Source organism: Tissierella pigra (genome assembly GCF_018917845.1).
Classification (GTDB): Bacteria; Bacillota; Clostridia; order Tissierellales; family Tissierellaceae; genus Tissierella; species Tissierella pigra.
Map to the genome: position 1 here is coordinate 3,390,392 of NZ_JAHLPJ010000001.1, position 17,370 is coordinate 3,407,761.

19 protein-coding genes and 1 pseudogene are annotated in these 17,370 nt (G+C 29.2%); 4 read left to right on the forward strand and 16 right to left on the reverse strand.

The window, feature by feature from the left end:
• Positions 1–3 precede the first annotated feature (3 nt).
• The 13 genes from holB to saoL form a co-directional block, all read right to left on the reverse strand.
• Positions 4–972, reverse strand: a complete 969-nt coding sequence (holB, locus tag KQI41_RS16505) for a DNA polymerase III subunit delta' (RefSeq protein ID WP_154438980.1) — start codon at positions 970–972, stop codon at positions 4–6.
• 13 nt (positions 973–985) lie between these two features.
• Positions 986–1,270 carry a cyclic-di-AMP receptor gene (locus KQI41_RS16510; RefSeq protein ID WP_154438979.1) on the reverse strand — a complete coding sequence of 95 codons (285 nt, stop codon included), beginning with the start codon at positions 1,268–1,270 and terminating at the stop codon, positions 986–988.
• An 11-nt stretch (positions 1,271–1,281) separates the two neighbouring features.
• A complete protein-coding gene (locus KQI41_RS16515; RefSeq protein ID WP_154438978.1) occupies positions 1,282–1,608 on the reverse strand; it encodes a cyclic-di-AMP receptor in 327 nt (108 codons plus the stop codon).
• A 4-nt stretch (positions 1,609–1,612) separates the two neighbouring features.
• On the reverse strand, positions 1,613–2,245 hold the full coding sequence (tmk, locus tag KQI41_RS16520; RefSeq protein ID WP_216585746.1) for a dTMP kinase: 633 nt from the start codon (positions 2,243–2,245) through the stop codon (positions 1,613–1,615).
• Between the two features lie 26 nt (positions 2,246–2,271).
• Complete coding sequence (locus KQI41_RS16525; RefSeq protein WP_154439053.1) at positions 2,272–3,687, reverse strand: aminotransferase class I/II-fold pyridoxal phosphate-dependent enzyme; 1,416 nt, start codon at positions 3,685–3,687, stop codon at positions 2,272–2,274.
• Positions 3,688–3,782: 95 nt separating this feature from the next.
• Positions 3,783–3,974 carry a sigma factor G inhibitor Gin gene (locus KQI41_RS16530; RefSeq protein WP_154438977.1) on the reverse strand — a complete coding sequence of 64 codons (192 nt, stop codon included), beginning with the start codon at positions 3,972–3,974 and terminating at the stop codon, positions 3,783–3,785.
• Between the two features lie 273 nt (positions 3,975–4,247).
• Positions 4,248–6,686, reverse strand: a complete 2,439-nt coding sequence (locus tag KQI41_RS16535; protein ID WP_216585747.1) for a hypothetical protein — start codon at positions 6,684–6,686, stop codon at positions 4,248–4,250.
• A 343-nt stretch (positions 6,687–7,029) separates the two neighbouring features.
• Complete coding sequence (locus KQI41_RS16540) at positions 7,030–7,752, reverse strand: ABC transporter ATP-binding protein (RefSeq protein WP_154443130.1); 723 nt, start codon at positions 7,750–7,752, stop codon at positions 7,030–7,032.
• 11 nt (positions 7,753–7,763) lie between these two features.
• Positions 7,764–10,217 (reverse strand): hypothetical protein, encoded by a 2,454-nt coding sequence (locus KQI41_RS16545; RefSeq protein WP_216585748.1) that lies wholly within the window; start codon positions 10,215–10,217, stop codon positions 7,764–7,766.
• Positions 10,218–10,577: 360 nt separating this feature from the next.
• Positions 10,578–11,210, reverse strand: coding sequence for a 50S ribosomal protein L25 (locus KQI41_RS16550; protein ID WP_154442889.1), 633 nt, complete (start codon positions 11,208–11,210; stop codon positions 10,578–10,580).
• A 93-nt stretch (positions 11,211–11,303) separates the two neighbouring features.
• Positions 11,304–11,564 carry a pro-sigmaK processing inhibitor BofA family protein gene (locus KQI41_RS16555; RefSeq protein ID WP_154442890.1) on the reverse strand — a complete coding sequence of 87 codons (261 nt, stop codon included), beginning with the start codon at positions 11,562–11,564 and terminating at the stop codon, positions 11,304–11,306.
• 68 nt (positions 11,565–11,632) lie between these two features.
• Positions 11,633–11,914, reverse strand: coding sequence for a DUF2508 family protein (locus KQI41_RS16560; protein ID WP_154442891.1), 282 nt, complete (start codon positions 11,912–11,914; stop codon positions 11,633–11,635).
• Between the two features lie 89 nt (positions 11,915–12,003).
• Positions 12,004–12,690: a MerB-like organometallic lyase SaoL gene (gene saoL / locus KQI41_RS16565; RefSeq protein ID WP_244971114.1), complete on the reverse strand. Its 687-nt coding sequence runs from the start codon at positions 12,688–12,690 to the stop codon at positions 12,004–12,006.
• A 152-nt stretch (positions 12,691–12,842) separates the two neighbouring features.
• On the opposite strand from saoL, the gene saoD reads away from it, so the two are divergent.
• The 4 genes and pseudogenes from saoD (at position 12,843) to saoC (ending at position 15,075) form a co-directional block, all read left to right on the forward strand.
• The gene (saoD, locus tag KQI41_RS16570) at positions 12,843–13,175 is read left to right on the forward strand and encodes a DsrE-related protein SaoD (protein ID WP_216585749.1); all 333 of its coding nucleotides are present in this window, start codon (positions 12,843–12,845) and stop codon (positions 13,173–13,175) included.
• 103 nt (positions 13,176–13,278) lie between these two features.
• Positions 13,279–13,497: pseudogene (saoT, locus tag KQI41_RS19215) on the forward strand (thioredoxin-like (seleno)protein SaoT); the annotation flags it as partial.
• A gap of 5 nt (positions 13,498–13,502) precedes the next feature.
• A complete protein-coding gene (gene saoE, locus KQI41_RS16580) occupies positions 13,503–14,600 on the forward strand; it encodes an efflux transporter SaoE (RefSeq protein ID WP_229768647.1) in 1,098 nt (365 codons plus the stop codon).
• Positions 14,601–14,604: 4 nt separating this feature from the next.
• Entirely contained in the window at positions 14,605–15,075 is a 471-nt protein-coding gene (gene saoC / locus KQI41_RS16585; RefSeq protein WP_154442893.1) for a Cys-Cys-COOH (seleno)protein SaoC, read from the forward strand.
• A 46-nt stretch (positions 15,076–15,121) separates the two neighbouring features.
• Here saoC and KQI41_RS16590 read toward each other — a convergent pair whose 3' ends face one another.
• From KQI41_RS16590 to KQI41_RS16600, 3 genes are all read right to left on the reverse strand, one after another.
• Complete coding sequence (locus KQI41_RS16590) at positions 15,122–15,568, reverse strand: Csac_0668 family 2Fe-2S cluster-binding (seleno)protein (RefSeq protein ID WP_154442894.1); 447 nt, start codon at positions 15,566–15,568, stop codon at positions 15,122–15,124.
• A gap of 126 nt (positions 15,569–15,694) precedes the next feature.
• Positions 15,695–16,894 (reverse strand): ABC transporter substrate-binding subunit SaoX, encoded by a 1,200-nt coding sequence (gene saoX, locus KQI41_RS16595; RefSeq protein WP_154442895.1) that lies wholly within the window; start codon positions 16,892–16,894, stop codon positions 15,695–15,697.
• On the reverse strand, positions 16,891–17,319 hold the full coding sequence (locus KQI41_RS16600) for a MerR family transcriptional regulator (RefSeq protein WP_154442896.1): 429 nt from the start codon (positions 17,317–17,319) through the stop codon (positions 16,891–16,893). The genes saoX and KQI41_RS16600 overlap by 4 nt, the downstream gene beginning before the upstream one ends.
• Between the last annotated feature and the right edge of the window lie 51 nt (positions 17,320–17,370).

A 17,370-nucleotide genomic window follows, 5' to 3' on the forward strand; every position in this document is an offset into this window, starting at 1 on the left:
CTCCTATATACTAAGAAGCATAGTTTCTATAGATAAATTAAAATTAACATTTCTTTTTATGTTCATTTTAGTATCTTCTATCCTATATATTATATCATTAATTCTATGTAAATCTATATAGGTTTCTTTAGACAATATTTCGACTTTATCTTTATTTACCAATAAAGATATATCACCTATTTCCTTATAAATAGCTAAATCTCTAAACCAATAGAGAAAAATGTCTAAAATTTCTTCAATATTTTGTTTATCTTCATTAAATAAGTCTATGGAGGTAAGTGCCTTTATTTTATCCCCCTTTAACAAATTGTCAATAAGTTTTATAATCTCTTCTCTCCTCTGAAAGAATTCTTCCGAATCTACTAATTCTCGCGAACGTTCTAAAGACCCATTTGTAAAACTTGCAATAAAATTTGCTTTATCTTCGTCTATTTCATAATCTTTTATTAATAAATCCTTTATCTTATGTATTTCTAATGGATAAAACCTAAATATTTGACATCTTGATAATATTGTAGGTATAAGTTTACTTGTACTACTTGTGATTAGAATAATATTAATATACTCTGGAGGCTCTTCCAAAGTTTTCAATAGAGCATTTTGGGTTTCTAGTTTCATCATATGACAATCTTCGATTATAATAACTTTTCTTTTGCTTTCAAAGGGAGCGCTAGACATGGAAGATATGAGTTTATCTATATTTTCCTTTCTTATAATTCCTTTGTCTGGAGATAATATTTTAAAGTCTGGATGATTCATTGTATCAAATTTTATACAAGAACTACATTTGTTGCAAGGTTTATCTATTTCATCTTTACATAAAAGGGATTTAGAAAAGGCTAGGGCAACATTCTTTTTCCCTAAGCCTTTTTCTCCTTCAAATAAATAACAATGACTTACAGTTTTATTTTCAATTGATTTTTGTAAAGCTTCTATTTGTTTTTCATGACCTATTATTTCATTAAAATCCATATTATACCCCAACTTATATCTTCATATATTTGTCTATGTCCATTACAAATAGATTAGCTCCCCCAAGGGTTATTTCCGTGTTACCGTCCTTAATTTTCTTTGTTGCACATTCTTTCTTGATTAAATCTATAACATCTTCTACTTCATTATCTTCTACCCCAATGAAAAGTGTTGTGTTTCCTGATTTAAGAAAACCACCAGTTGAGGAAAGTTTTGTAGCTCTTATTTTATTATCCATTAGAGCCTTTACAACTTTTGTAATATAATCATCTTGTACTATAGCAATAATAAGTTTCATTTTCCTCACCCCTAAATTTTAATATGTCTTTCTATGTCAAGAATAAATACGGTTGCTCCACCAACCTTTACATCTATTGGATATGGTATATAGGTGTCTCCTGGCATAGCTACTGTAAGAAGTGATGTAGTAAGTTCCCTAGTCTTGCAGTTATCCTCTACTATCTTTAGTACAGGAGGAACATCTTCATCTTCTACTCCTACTAAAAGAGTTGTATTACCTGACTTTAAAAAACCACCTGTAGATGATAATTTAGTAACTCTGTATTCTTGTTCTGTCAAATCATCAATTAAAGCTCCTGCATCTTGATCTTGAACTATACATATTATTAGTTTCATATTATCACTCCCCTTTTTTAGTTAACAATTCTTCTATTTTTTGAATACTTTCCTCCAATACTTCTTCAATAGTTTTAGTTGCATCTATTATTTTAATATTTTCAGGATATAATTTTAAAAGTTCCATATAACCTTCATAGACTTTTTTGTGAAATTCATTGCCTTCCCGTTCCAGTCTATCAGGAGAATCTTCAAGAAATTTTCTACTTAAAGTCACCTCTGGGTCTATATGGAAAAATAGGATTAAATCTGGATTTAATCCTTTAATCCCAAAATCATTAATAGCCTTTACTTCTTTTATACCTAAACCTCTTCCTACTCCCTGATAAGCTAAACTAGATAATAAGAATCTATCGCAAATCACAAGCTTTCCTTCTTCCAAAGAAGGTCTTATTTTTTCATGAATATGCTGAGCCCTTGAGGCTGCATATAACAAAGCCTCTGTTTCTCTGCCCATATTGATATTTTTCTCATCTAAGACAATATGACGAATCTCTTCTCCTATTTGAGTCCCACCTGGTTCCCTTGTTACTATAAAATCTATTCCTTTATTCCTAAGGTAATCACTTATTAATTTTATTATTGTAGATTTACCTGAACCATCTGGTCCCTCTAAGGTTATAAAAAGTCCCTTCACCTATTATCTCTCCTAATTATTCCATTTTATTCAACAACTACTAGTCTATCTTTATTATACCCCATAAGTCCCACTATTTCTATACCGTTTTCCATCAAGAAAGTGATTTGGTCGTATAGTTCCCTAGTTATTTCTTCTCCTGGAACTATTAAAGGTACTCCTGGAGGATATGGAATAATAGATGTAGCAGAAATCCTTCCTATACTATCTTTTAATTCCCTTTGTTTCTTTTCTCCATGATAAGCCTCATATATAGGTTTTACTATTTTAGGTTCTGGCATATTGATACTAACTGGATATATATCCTCTAAAGGAGCACTTTTTGCTAAATCTTCTACAGCAGATATTAACTTTTCATAGTCCTCATCTTCATTCATTAGAGATGTAAGAGCTAAAGCATAATAATAATCAGTCATTTCAAGTCTTATATTATACTTTTCATATAATTGCTTCTTTACTTTTGCACCTTTCATTCCTTCTATTCTAAATAGTATCTTTGTATTATCTTTTGCAAAGATGGTTTTATCGCTTTCATCTCCTGTAAATACAAAAACTCTGTCTATTGCATTGAGCCTTTTTATGGTTTCTTCACATTTATCTATGTTCCACTCTAATTTCTTCTTAGCTTCTTCTGTATCCATATATGCTACTGCTATTTCATTAGAGGCAGTAAATAAATAGGATGGGGAAGTAGTAGTATATAGTTGGAATCTATCTTTAAGTTTATTTAAATCTACCCTATCTGACCCTATATGAATCATCGAAGTCTGTGTAAAACTTGGTAAAGTCTTGTGAGTACTATGAATTACTATATCTGCACCACACTCTAATGCCGATTTAGGAAGCCTATTTGAGAATGTCATATGAGGTCCATGGGCCTCATCTACCATTAATATTCTATTATGTTTATGGACCACATTTGCTATTTCTTCTAGGTCTGAGCATACTCCATAATAGTTTGGATAAGTTAAGACTACTACTTTTATTTCCTTATCATCAGTCAAAATCTCATCTATTTCCTTTGGGTCTATACCTGTCATTACATGATATTCTTCATTATAATTTGGATACATATAAATTGGATTTAGTCTATTTAAAATCATGGCATTATATACTGCCTTGTGACAATTCCTTTGCACTAATATTTTATTTCCCGGCTTCGTTATAGTAGCCAAGGCTATATAAATACTTCCAGTAGAACCATTTACTCCATAGTGAGTAGATTTTGCTCCAAATAACTTGGCTGCTAACTCTTCACTTTCTTGGATAATTCCCCTTGGGTCAAGAAGATTGTCCATTCCATAGGTCTCGGTTGTATCTATTTTAGGTATATATTCTCCCCAATTAATCAGTGAATTTTTTCCTTTATGCCCTGGCATATGGAAAAATACACTATCCTCTTCCATCAATTTTTTTAGTGCGTCAAATACGGGAGTTTTCATTCCCAAACATCATCCTCCTAATCAAAATAAATTTTCTTAACTATTATATATCACTTTTTAAGATATATAAACTATAATTTTAAAAAAACCCTGTATTAATTTACAGGGTTCAATTGATGTTTTTCAGATATGTAATATCCTAACAATATTCTAATGAAGTTCTTATAAAAATCATATCTTTCATCAAATACAGATATATTTCTCATTTCATCTATACAATCTTTACATACAGTTTGACTAAGTAGTTTCATCCCTGTTTTTTCATTGCCACATATTATACAATACATAAGCTCACCCCTTAATTTATTTCCATTAGGATTATTGCCTTAATACTATATTTTATTCATAAAATCTGTTTTCGTGCTTGGCAAGGGCTAAGTATTCTTATTTTAAATTTGTATTGTACTGGCATTTTTTGAATTTTAGGGTTTTCTACTTACCTATTTCCCCCATAATTACTATAAAATCACCTTGCTCTATTTTTGATGTCATATTCTCTAAAACCACTAAATCATCGTATTGCTGTTTATCAATCCTTATATTATACATACTTCTTCCTCCTATTTTATGACTTCCATTATTTCATACATATAGTCTGATAAAGTTGATGATAACATTAGATATATCACAAGACCTAAAACAGTTCCTATGGCAAGGGTAGATATATTTAAATAACTAAAAGCCTTCTTCATATCTGCACTATCTGCTCCCATATTGTAATAAGCTTTTATATTATTCCTTTGAGTCAATTCATCATCTGATTTTTTAGCACCATAGATTATGAGTAACAATATTAAGTAACATAATAATGTTGTTCTCATCATTATTTTAGATACCATTGTACTTAATTCTCCTAAATCATTTAGTCTCATTTTTCCATTATTAACACTAAAATAAGCAACATCTCCAGTTTCCTTATATTCCTCAAGTTTTTCTATTGTTTCCATCTTTTTTTCTTCGTTATCAAATACCATCATAATATTATAAAAACCTTCAGAATCTATACCCCTTCTAAAAAATGATAAGTGATTTTTTACCTTTTCAAACCGTTCTTCTCTTGGTAACAAATATACAGTATTCATATCATTTGAAAATATATTTGTTATACCAGAAATTGGATATACTGCTTTTATATTTGAATTTAGTTCCTCAGGTATAAGCTGACAATAGGAATTGGTATCAAGGTTTAATTTTTTTGCTACAGAATTAGAAACTATCATATCAAATCCAAATTTTTCATCGTTTAGTTCTTCTGATGGTTCCTCATAATATGAGTATTTTTCAACATAGTCTCCCCATGTATCGACTAATCTTGATAAGGTCCCAATTTTAGGCTCATTAAAAAACTTATCCACTTCTCCATAAAAAACAGCTGCATTGACTACCATTGATTTAACAATTAAATCTTCTCCATTATTTTCTGAATAAATATGAGCTAATAGACTTTCTCTGTTTACAGTCAAAACCCCTGTAGATTCAGCACCTTCTATTATATCTGTGACAACTTTAGCCTTTGCATTTGCATATATGTCATATTTAAATACATTTGAATTTAAGTATATATCTTTCATAGTATTGATATTTCCATTGATTATAAATAATGAACTTCCTATTACTAGGACAATTAATGATAATAAAATATATTTGGATATATTTAAAGATAATATTCTCTTAAAGTAGAATATTTTATCTATTATAATATTGGTTTTATGATTTTTTATATTGATTACCTTGTTTCTTCTACCTAGTATTCCATATATACTATAACCTATAGTAATTGAGCCAATATAAAATAATATGGGAATCCACATATATTTTATTATATACTTGTTAAACTGGAAAATATCGTTTAAGAATACTAGTTTAATTTCAAATATTAATTTCAACAATAAGTTAAATATTAACCATACAGATATACCTAAAACAGTAAGTAAACTTTCATGAAATAAAGTAGACAATCCTATTCTCTTTCTCTCTATTCCTATTGTATTTAAACTTTTTCTATAGGAAGAAAGATATTTGTTTTGCAGATATATTAAATATATAATGGAAGTAAATATAAGCACCAATATAGATATAAATTCAAAGGTTACAAAGAACCTTGTGGTTCTATTTGATAAATCAGAATTATTAAGAACCTTATATGTAAGCTCTGATTTTATAAAATAAGGCATGTAGTTATCTACATATATATTTAATCTAGCCCTTAAATCTATTTCCTTATGAGTATCAAATTCATCAAAATATATACTATATTTTTTATATATATTTCTATTGTTATCATAGGTGTTTATGTACTTCTTATTTAATTCTTGGAAATCATCATCACTTACTATTAAAGTATCACTATACATAAATTCTTTATTGCTATCTTCTGCCTTATCTCCATTTCCCAATATATTTAAAAACCTCTTAGTAAGTCCATTGTTTTTATATATAGATACTATTTTATACTGTAAAACATCATTCATAACCTTTTCTTCATTTAATAGTCCTTCATATATTACATACTCTATTGGTACTTCTATGGTTTTTCCCATTGCTTTTCTTATGGAACCAAAGTTATTGTATGCGTAGTACTCTGATACTGCCACCTCTCCCTTTGACAGATTATATATTTCCTTACCCTTTGCCATTTTAAAATTAGTATCTTTTACATTTTCTATGTAGTATCCATCTATCATTCTAGCAGGCACATCTCTAAATACAGTGGTAAATACATCTCTAGTTTTATAACTTTCTACTTTATATCTAGTATATATATCATTATGTAAAAGCTGTCTGTCAAATCCTTCTGGAAAGTTATATAGGGTTTTATATGGAACATAAAAATTTGTTAAATCTACTCCTTCCTCTTGAAGTTTATCCATTAAAACTTCATTTCCATGGAATACAGGTATGTATATCTGCAATAATATAAAAGTCAAAAAAAGGATAAACACTTTAAAAAACTTAATCCTTTTAGAATAATGGGAATTAATTTTATAAAGTTCTTTCAATATATTCACTCCCTATTGTAGATAGTAAAATGTATTTTTATATTAAATAGATTTAATATTATATATATGGCTATAGCTTGTCTCTATAATATAGTTTTATTCTATCATCACTTTAGATTGTTATCAATTTATTGTTTTCGACATATTTCGCATATTCTGATGTATCTAATATGTATATTCATAGTAAAAAAGCATATTAAAAAAGAGTTCAGAAATCGATCACTTTCTAAACTCCTTTTCTTTTATTAAGAGCTATTTATTTTGAAACAGCCCCTCAATTGATGTTTTTCAGATTTGTATTGTACTGACATCTTTTGAATTTTAGGGTTTTCTACTTACCTAATTAGTTTGCCAACATCTGTTCGTAATGTTTTTCCACTACTTCTATTATATTTTTCAACTTAACACTTTGGGATAGTCCTCTTAAATCTATTTCTGTCTCAAATTTGCCATCATATAAATATAACATCTTATCTGCATAGGAAGCTATTTGTGGACTATGGGTAATCATAACTATTGTATATCCTTCCTTATGAATATCTCTAAAGATTTCCATTATCTCTCTTGAAGCTCTAGCATCTAATGAAGCCGTTGGTTCATCTGCTAATATTATATTTCTATTTCCTGCCAATGCTCTTGCTATGGCTACTCTTTGCTTTTGTCCTCCACTTAATTTGGCTATTTCTTTATTCTTTAATTCCAATATATTTAATTTTTCAAGTAATTGGTTGATTTCATCATCTTTTACCTGGGGATTTATTAATTTTATGTTTTCATATACACTTAAAAAATCTATTAGTTGAAAATCTTGAAATATCATTCCAAGCTGTTCTCTTCTAATCTTTGTAAGAGAAGCTATGTCTTCTTTATGTAAAGCCACATCATTTAAATATACTTCTCCTTCGTACCCTTGTAGTATTCCAGATATTATATTCAAAAATGTTGTTTTACCACATCCACTTTCTCCCATGATTACTATAAAATCACCTTGCTCTATTTTTGATGTCATATTCTCTAAAACCACTAAATCATCATATTGCTGTTTATCAATCCTTATATTATACATACTTCTTCCTCCTATTTTATGACTTCCATTATTTCATACATATGGTCTGATAAAGTTGATGATAACATTAGATATATCACAAGACCTAAAACAGTTCCTATGGCAAGGGTAGATATATTTAAATAACTAAAAGCCTTCTTCATATCTGCACTATCTGCTCCCATATTGTAATAAGCTTTTATATTATTCCTTTGAGTCAATTCATCATCTGATTTTTTAGCACCATAGATTATGAGTAACAATATTAAGTAACATAATAATGTTGTTCTCATCATTATTTTAGATACCATTGTACTTAATTCTCCTAAATCATTTAGTCTCATTTTTCCATTATTAACACTAAAATAAGCAACATCTCCAGTTTCCTTATATTCCTCAAGTTTTTCTATTGTTTCCATCTTTTTTTCTTCGTTATCAAATACCATCATAATATTATAAAAACCTTCAGAATCTATACCCCTTCTAAAAAATGATAGGTGATTTTTTACCATTTTAAATCGTTCTTCTCCTGGTAACAAATATACAGTATTCATATCATTTGAAAATATATTTGTTATGCCAGAAATTGGATATACTGCTGGTACACTTGAATTTAGCTCCTCAGGTATAAGCTGACAATAGGAATTGGTATCAAGGTTTAATTTTTTTGCTATGGAATTAGAAATTACAACATCAAATCCAAATTGTTCATCTTTTACCTTTTCTAAATAGTCTTCATTATAACGGAATTTTAAGTATGGATATTTTTCAATATAGTCTCCCCATGTATCAGTTGACCTTGATAAGGACCCAATTTTAGGCTCCTTAAAAAACTTATCCACTTCTCCATAAAACATAGCCACATTGACTACCATTGATTTAACAATTAAATCTTCTCCATTATTTTCTGAATAAATATGGGATAATAGACTTTCTCTGTTTACAGTCAAACCCCCTGTAGATTCAGCACCTTCTATTATATCTGTGACAACTTTAGCCTTTGCATTTGCATATACATCATATTTAAATACATTTGAATTTAAGTATATATCTTTCATAGTATTGATATTTCCATTGATTATAAATAATGAACTTCCTATTACTAGGACAATTAATGATAATAAAATATATTTGGATATATTTAAAGATAATATTCTCTTAAAGTAGAATATTTTATCTATTATAATATTGGTTTTATGATTTTTTATATTGATTACCTTGTTTCTTCTACCTAGTATTCCATAAATACTATAACCTATAGTAATTGAGCCAATATAAAATAATATGGGAATCCACATATATTTTATTATATACTTGTTAAACTGGAAAATATCGTTTAAGAATACTAGTTTAATTCCAAATATTAATTTCAACAATAAGTTAAATATTAACCATACAGATATACCTAAAACAGTAAGTAAAATTTCATGAAATAAAGTAGACAACCTTATTTCCCTTCTCTCTATGCCTATTGTATTTAAACTTTTTCTATAGGAAGAAAGATATTTGTTTTGCAGATATATTAAATATATAATGGAAGCAAATATAAGCACCAATATGGATATAAATTCAAAGGTTACAAAGAACTTTGTGGTTCTATTTGATAAATCTGAATTATTAAGAACCTTATATGTAAGCTCTGATTTTATAAAATAAGGCATGTAGTTATCTACATATATATTTAATCTAGCCCTTAAATCTATTTCCTTATGAGTATCAAATTCATCAAAATATATACTATATTTTTTATATATATTTTTATTGTTATCATAGGTGTCTATGTACTTCTTATTTAATTCTTGGAAATCATCATCACTTACTATTAAAGTATCACTATACATAAATTCTTTATTGCTGTCTTCTGCCTTATCTCCATTTCCCAGTATATTTAAAAACCTCTTAGTAAGTCCATTGTTTTTATATATAGATACTATTTTATACTGTAAAACATCATTCATAACCTTTTCTTCATTTAATAGTCCTTCATATATTACATACTCTATTGGTACTTCTATGGTTTTTCCCATTGCTTTTCTTATGGAACCAAAGTTATTGTATGCGTAGTACTCTGATACTGCCACCTCTCCCTTTGATAGACTAGATATTTCCTTACCCCTAGCCATTTTAAAATTAGTATCTTTTACATTTTCTATATAGTATCCGTCCATCATTCTAGCAGGTACATCTCTAAATACAGTGGTAAATACATCTCTAGTTTTATAACTTTCTACTTTATATCTAGTATATATATCATTATGTAAAAGCTGTCTGTCAAATCCTTCTGGAAAGTTATATAGGGTTTTGTATGGAACATAAAAATTTGTTAAATCTACTCCTTCCTCTTGAAGTTTATCCATTAAAACTTCATTTCCATGGAATACAGGTATGTATATCTGCAATAATATAAAAGTCAAAAAAAGGATAAACACTTTAAAAAACTTAATCCTTTTAGAATAATGGGAATTAATTTTATAAAGTTCTTTCAATATACTCACTCTCCCTATTGTAGATAGTAAAATGTATTTTTATATTAAATAGATTTAATATTATATATATGGCTATAGCTTGTCTCTATGCCATATTTTTATTTTATCACCACTTTAGATTGTTATCAATTTATTATTTTCGACATATTTCGCATATTCTAATATATCTGAATTATTTTATTACTTATATATTAAGGAAAATCTTAATATGGTATGTATTTATGAATCTATTAATATAATATATACTAATATGAAGGAAAGGATTATATATGGAGAAAAGGCTGTTTAAGTAAATAAATTAGACTTTTTAGGTTTACTGGGACTATGTACAAAAAAAGACCTGTATACAGGTCTTTTTCTCTATTCTTCTGATTCAATTTTATCTGGTGCTGCTTCTGTTGCTTCTGGTATATCATCTTCTGTTTCTTCTTCAGTTACAGATGGCTGAGATAATGTACAAACTAGATTGTCTAAATCCGTTAAAATTGTTATATCGTCATTATTGGCAATATCTAAATCCTTTACAAAGATTGGTGTCGTAAAGTCCATATCTTCTACATTTACTTCTGCTCCATTTGGAATATTAGTTGGCAGACATTCAATTTCAACTTGATCTAGTAATTGCATCAATATTGAAGGCTGTAGTTTTATATTATCTCTATTAAGTAATGTAATTGGTACAGACATTTTTACTTTTTCATCCATATTTAACTTTTGGAAATCAACATGAAGAATTTGCTCTTTTACAGGATGCTTTTGTATATCCTTTATAATAGCTGGCATTACTTCTCCTGCTATATCCAATCCTAATAAGGAAGATGCACCTGCTTCTTTATATACTCTTTGAAACTCAGATAAGGATACTGAGGCATGAATAGTTTCTCCTCCCCTGCTGTATATAACTGCAGGTATTATATTCTTTTCTCTTATTTTCTTTATTGCATTTTTTCCTATTTCATCTCTTCTTGTCATTTGCATTTTTATCGCTGTCATACAATATACCCCCTGTTCATATTTGTATTACTCACTACTAGTATATCACATTTTAGCCATTTTTACAAATTTAGAGTTTCATACCCCAGTATACTATATTATGATTTGAAGAATAAGTAAAAGTACCACTCCAGGGACCCCTAAAAGCCCAACTATAATAGCATTTAATGGATTGATGGCTATGCCTAATCCAAAGTATTTTCCTATGGTATTAAAAAGAAACAAGGTTAAGCCTCCTAAAATCCCATTACCTATTAATTTAAATATCTTTTTAATAGGCCATACCAGTATAATTCCTGCGATATATAGTAGAAAAAGTCCTATAACATAATAAATAATTGTACTTAATTCCATATTATCCCTCCCGTTCCTATTATACTATAATTATAGGAGAGAACTAAAAAATATTACATATTTTTGTACTAGCTATTAGCCGAAATATTTTCTATAGATTGATTTTCAATATTCATCTCAATTTCCTTATTCCATTCTTTTACTTTCTTCAGTAAATAAACATATTTAAGCTTAGATGCTTCTATTTCGTATATGGCATAATCTATTAAATCTGGGTCTGAAATCGATTCAAAATACTTTTCGCTATCTTTCCACTCCTTATGAGCCTGTCTTAAATTTTCCAACATCTGGAACTTCAATTCATTTAACTTTTCTAATTCTGTTTTTTCTTTTTTGATGAAACTCAACATAAAAACACCCCCTGATTTCTATTAATATCATTGACAGAAATCAAGGGGTATATACATACTAAAGTTTTTCTATTTTACTCTCCAATATTTTATATATCAGTAACACTAAACAACATTTTTGAAACCTTAATAGCTTCTTCAGCATTTAAACAAAATATCTGAGATTTATCTAGTTCCATTATTTCAACCCAAGTATTATATTCTTTCTCCGTACAGAAGAAATTCATTATGTTTCAGCAATTACCTGACCAGTTTAGATTTTTATTTAAATCCACATGAAGTATATGCAGATCACTAGGCTCATAACTATATAATTCACCATTTTTTATACTTACCTTAATATCAGAACCACATTGACTGCATTTTGACTCTATATCTACATCTTGTTTGAAAGTAAAAGCTGACCCAATAGCATCTATTGCACACATAGCAGTAAATTCTCTGCCATCTTGAAGTCTTACTCTGTGATTCGTAGGAATTGCCGAAACTGGATATATAAAATTAACATTTCCTTCATCATCTACTACTAATCCATTTTTCTGAGTCAAACTATCCAATATTTTATTTGCCTCTTCATATGTAATTTTTATATCTCTTGCAATTTCAGATGTGTTAAACATTTTGAATGCTTGTCCCTTGTCAATAGTATAATTCATTAAATATCTTCTAATTTTCTTTTCATCTTTTGATAATTTACTATCTATACTATCTATTTTTAACTGTTCACTAGTGTAGTATCTATATTCAAATTCATCCACAAAACCATTCCTCTCCATATCTATTATTCAACTTATAATATCATCTTGCAAAATAATTGTTAAATAAATAATATCAATAGCTTGTCCTTTCACTATCAAATATTTTAATTGTTAATTTTAAACCACTTATGATATTATTTAAAGGATTTTAAAGATATGGAGGGATTTTAGTGAAAGTTGCATATGTAATAAGTTCTGATAATGCAAGAACTATATTAAGGGATATGGTAATCCCACAACTTGAGTCTGGTAATCACGGGGCAGAAGTAGTTGGTATGTTTTTTGTATTTGACAATACATTCTTATTATTAAAGGATACTGATATAGGAGAAAGACTTCAGAAATTACATAAAGAAACTGGAATGATACTTTTAGCCTGCGATCAATGTGCCATTGAAAGACAAATAGAAAACAATCTTGTACAAGGTGCTACTATTGGCTGCTTCCCAGTATTATATGGTGCCCTTAATTCAGTAGAGCTTGACCAAGTAATTACATTTTAGAACAAGGTCCGTTAATACGGACCTTGTTCTATTAAAGCATGGAGGTGGATGTATGTCTAAGGTTTTAGTAGAATTTATCAACACATGATCTGGATGTGACGGTTATACCCGTGCTGTGGAGGATGCTGCAGCTAAATACAAAGATAAAGTAGATGTAAAAATTTATTATGCAGGTAAAAACATGGATTATATAAAAAAGTACGGAGTCATATTTAGAGGAACTTTGATTATAAATGAAAAAAAGAAAATCCAAAGAATATCTAAAGATATTATTGAAAAAGAAATTGAATTAGCAGTAAAAGAATTAGAAAACAGGAGGTGATTTTATTGTTGTTATTAGGATTCTTAAAAGATATTTTATTATCTTCTATTAATTTGTTAAATGGTACTTCAAGTTGGCTTGTTTTTAGTTACATAATTGCAGGACTTCTTCATGATGTTATAACTCCAGCTAGATTTCATAAATCCTTGGGAAACACTAAAATCAGTTCCATTTTAAAGGCAACCATATCAGGTATGTGCTTACCTATTTGTAGTTGTGGAACAATTCCCCTTGGTATTAGTTTATACTACTCTGGAGCTTATGTAGGACCTACATTGGCATTTATGGCTTCTACACCTGTACTTAATCCCATAGCATTGATACTTAGTTATGGACTATTGGGAAAAGAACTAACTATGATAAATGTAGTTGCAGGATTTCTGCTTCCTTTTATTATTGGAATAATAGGCAATAATTTAAGTGGTGATGAATTAAGAAAGCCTAACTTAGAGGAAGAAATAATGTCAGCATCATTAGAGCAAACAGAAAGTATTCCTTTATTAGAAAAATTAAAATCAGGTATACATTGGGCAATACATGATTTAGCAACAGTATTAAGCAAATATGTAGTCTTAGGAATGTTATTTGGAGGATTTATTTTAACTGTATTTCCAGATTCATTTATACAAAAATATCTAGGAAACCCTAGTATGTTATCTCTTTGGAATGTGGCAATACTAGCTGCTTTAATGTATGTCTGTGCTGTTGGACATATTCCTTTTATAGCTGCCTTAATTGCCAGTGGTGCTTCTCCTGGTGCTGCAATTACCTTCTTGATGGCAGGAGCAGCTACTAATATTCCAGAACTGCTAAGTATATACAAGATGATAGGTAAAAAAACTGCTATTATATATGGCTTAGTAATCTCTATCTTTGCATTTAGTGTTGGATACTTAACTAATTTATGGTTGATGCCCGGATTTGAACCAGCTATTAATTTTAATAGAATTGATCGTAGTATTGAAAGTGCAAATAAATTTCTTTTTACTTTACCAGAACCACTTAAATATTTATGTTCGTTTATAGTATTTCTATTTTTCCTAAAGGCCATATATCCAAAAGTAAAAGATTTATTTAGAAATCTTGCAAAGCAAACGAGGTAGCAAAATGAAGAAGAATATTAAAATTATATTAGTAGTATTTATACTATTTTCACTGGGTTTCTACATATATTATCTAAACAATGGAAATACCTTACAAGCTTTAGGAGTAGAGCCAGACAATGAGCTTCTTCTATATTTTAAGGAAATCCATCCTGATAATAAAGTAATACTATGTGGATATGAGGATTTAAATAATGACGGACGCAAAGATTTATTAGTTATATATAATGAAGGGCCTAAAAAAAATGCAATGGTCGTAGTTATAGATACAGGTGAAGGATTTAAATTATCTAACCACACAAGAGCTCCCATTGATAATCAGACTATTGAGTTTAAAGATATTGATAAAACTGGTCCAATAGAGTTTATTGTATCAGGCTCAAAGGATGGAAATTTTGGCTATTCTATATTTAGGTTAATTGATGATACTGAAATAAGAGATTTATTTGGTGAGGGCATGGAAGATTGCTGCTAAAAAATATATAAGGTTTTTGATAATTAGAAAAGCTAGAGAAACTTCTCTAGCTTTTAGTATTTTTATCTTTAGCTTCTATTGCCTTATTCATAGCTTCCAATATAACTGAACCACAACATTTACCTAATGGATTGTTTAATATACAGTTTCCATCTTTCATAGCCCCTGTGAACTTTATAATATCCTTCATATTTTTCGCATCTTTATTTGTTACAGCATCTATTATTTCCTCTTCCGTTACCTTACTACAATAACATATATATTTAGGGTTAGCATCACTTTTAAACCATATCGGCACCTTTACTTTTGTCTTATCAAATGTACTTTCTATATCTAAATTATAATATACTACATCGCAGTGTTCATTCATACATAAATAGTAAATTTCCTTATGATCAATTTTCTCCACAAAGTTTTCTATTACTAAATGCTTTACAGTTATCCCCTTTACCTTCTCTCCTAATTCATTGCATATTGGACATTTTACATCCATAAGTTTCACTCCTTTATCTAATTCTATTATAACCTTAAAGTTCACTTTAAGGTCAAGTTTATATAATATAGATTAATGTTTCTTATGGATATAAAAAATGGAGCTTATATAAGCTCCATCGATTAATTATTTACTAGCAGTACTTTCTCCAATTCCATCTATGGCTTTTGCCTTAGCCAACCATTCTTCATAAGTATCTCCAATTGGGAAGTTTGCATCAATATTTTCTTTTATAAATGTATTAAAGTCTTCGATTCCACAAGTCTCAAGTAAATCTGTTGACATAAATTGTTGCATATCATTTATATTTGGAATTTCTTCTTCTGGAATTTCAAAATCATAGAAATATTTAATGTAATTATCTAAATTCTCCTCAGAAAACTTCCATGTAATCGTTCTACCTTCTGCTACAGTCTTCATATATACAGTTTTCAATCCAACTTCTGGATTAGTACCGAAACCTTCTGCAAACATCATTGAAGCATTATAAGGATGTTCATATAGATATTTAATAGATAAAGCATGGGCAAGTACTAACCTTTTTGCTAATTCTGGATGGTCATTTAAAAAATCATTGTTCATACAATAGATACAGCATACACCCCATCCTTCATCCATATTATCTGAAACATGGGCACCCCATCCTGTAGCCATAATACGACCAAAGCCTTCAAATTCTACCATAGACCCATAAGGGTCACAAGCAGAAAAAGCATCAAGTTGTCCAGCTTTTAATGCAAACACCTTATCCTTATCGCCCATATCAACTACCTCATAGTTTTTCAGTTCCACTGGAATGTCTAATTCCTCTGCCCAGCGTCTCCATTCTGGTTTTGTTTCTGCACCTGAACCAATTGCTAAAGTTTTACCGATCAAATCCTTTGGTTCTTTTATATCATTACTTACAACTAAATATCTAGATCCACCTAAATGATTTGCTGCTGCCATAAATAATGGTGCTCCTTGGTTAACTGATTTAATAGCACCTTCAATTCCTTGGTATCCTACGTGCATTTCACCTGAAGACATGGCTTCCATGATTTTACCAGTTTTTGTAACTACTACATTTAGACCCAGTGCATCATAAATTCCAGCTTTCTCTCCTATAATAGCTGGAACCATATGGTCACAGTCTCTGTATCCCAATTGGATTACGAAATCCTTGTCCCCAGCTGATAACTCTCCTAATTCATATTTAGCCACCTCTACAGCTGGGTCGTAGTCCACTTCTTGTATTACAGTATTTTTGCTGCTGTCTGTGCATCCTGATACAACTGCTACCATCATTGCCAATACTAAACTCATAGCAATAATTCTTTTTTTCATATTACATTTCCCCCTATTTTTTTATCTTGTTCTTCAATGCCTTCAATATAATGACATATGCTTCCCTTACATCCACTTGTTTTTCTTGCATCAGATAAATGTTTTTCCAGTTTATCCTTTTCTTTCTCAAGTCTTGATATTTCCATTTTTATAAAAGATACTTTCTCCTGTATCTTATTACTTACATAACTACAAGGGGCTATACCATTATTTTTTAGCATCAATATCTTTTTTATTTCTTCTAGCTCAAAACCTAAGCTTCTAGCTTTTTTAATGAAAAATAACTTTTCTATATCCTTTTCGTCAAATATTCTATAGTTATTATCTCGTCTTTTTATTTCTCCTAATAAACCTTGACTATCATAATATCTAACAGCGGAGCTATTAAGTCCTGTGATTCTACATATATCTTTGATAAATAACATGGCTTTACCCTCCTATTATAAACCTTAAAGTCGACTTTAATGTCAAGAGAA

What these genes read in the sequence shown, in the direction of transcription:
- holB (WP_154438980.1), bottom strand. Translation starts at nt 972, where the DNA reads ATGGATTTTAATGAAATAATAGGTCATGAAAAACAAATAGAAGCTTTA.
- KQI41_RS16510 (WP_154438979.1), bottom strand. Translation starts at nt 1,270, where the DNA reads ATGAAACTTATTATTGCTATAGTACAAGATGATTATATTACAAAAGTT.
- KQI41_RS16515 (WP_154438978.1), bottom strand. Translation starts at nt 1,608, where the DNA reads ATGAAACTAATAATATGTATAGTTCAAGATCAAGATGCAGGAGCTTTA.
- KQI41_RS16525 (WP_154439053.1), bottom strand. Translation starts at nt 3,687, where the DNA reads ATGAAAACTCCCGTATTTGACGCACTAAAAAAATTGATGGAAGAGGAT.
- KQI41_RS16530 (WP_154438977.1), bottom strand. Translation starts at nt 3,974, where the DNA reads ATGTATTGTATAATATGTGGCAATGAAAAAACAGGGATGAAACTACTT.
- KQI41_RS16540 (WP_154443130.1), bottom strand. Translation starts at nt 7,752, where the DNA reads ATGTATAATATAAGGATTGATAAACAGCAATATGATGATTTAGTGGTT.
- KQI41_RS16550 (WP_154442889.1), bottom strand. Translation starts at nt 11,210, where the DNA reads ATGACAGCGATAAAAATGCAAATGACAAGAAGAGATGAAATAGGAAAA.
- KQI41_RS16555 (WP_154442890.1), bottom strand. Translation starts at nt 11,564, where the DNA reads ATGGAATTAAGTACAATTATTTATTATGTTATAGGACTTTTTCTACTA.
- KQI41_RS16560 (WP_154442891.1), bottom strand. Translation starts at nt 11,914, where the DNA reads ATGTTGAGTTTCATCAAAAAAGAAAAAACAGAATTAGAAAAGTTAAAT.
- saoC (WP_154442893.1), top strand. Translation starts at nt 14,605, where the DNA reads ATGAAGAAGAATATTAAAATTATATTAGTAGTATTTATACTATTTTCA.
- KQI41_RS16590 (WP_154442894.1), bottom strand. Translation starts at nt 15,568, where the DNA reads ATGGATGTAAAATGTCCAATATGCAATGAATTAGGAGAGAAGGTAAAG.
- saoX (WP_154442895.1), bottom strand. Translation starts at nt 16,894, where the DNA reads ATGAAAAAAAGAATTATTGCTATGAGTTTAGTATTGGCAATGATGGTA.
- KQI41_RS16600 (WP_154442896.1), bottom strand. Translation starts at nt 17,319, where the DNA reads ATGTTATTTATCAAAGATATATGTAGAATCACAGGACTTAATAGCTCC.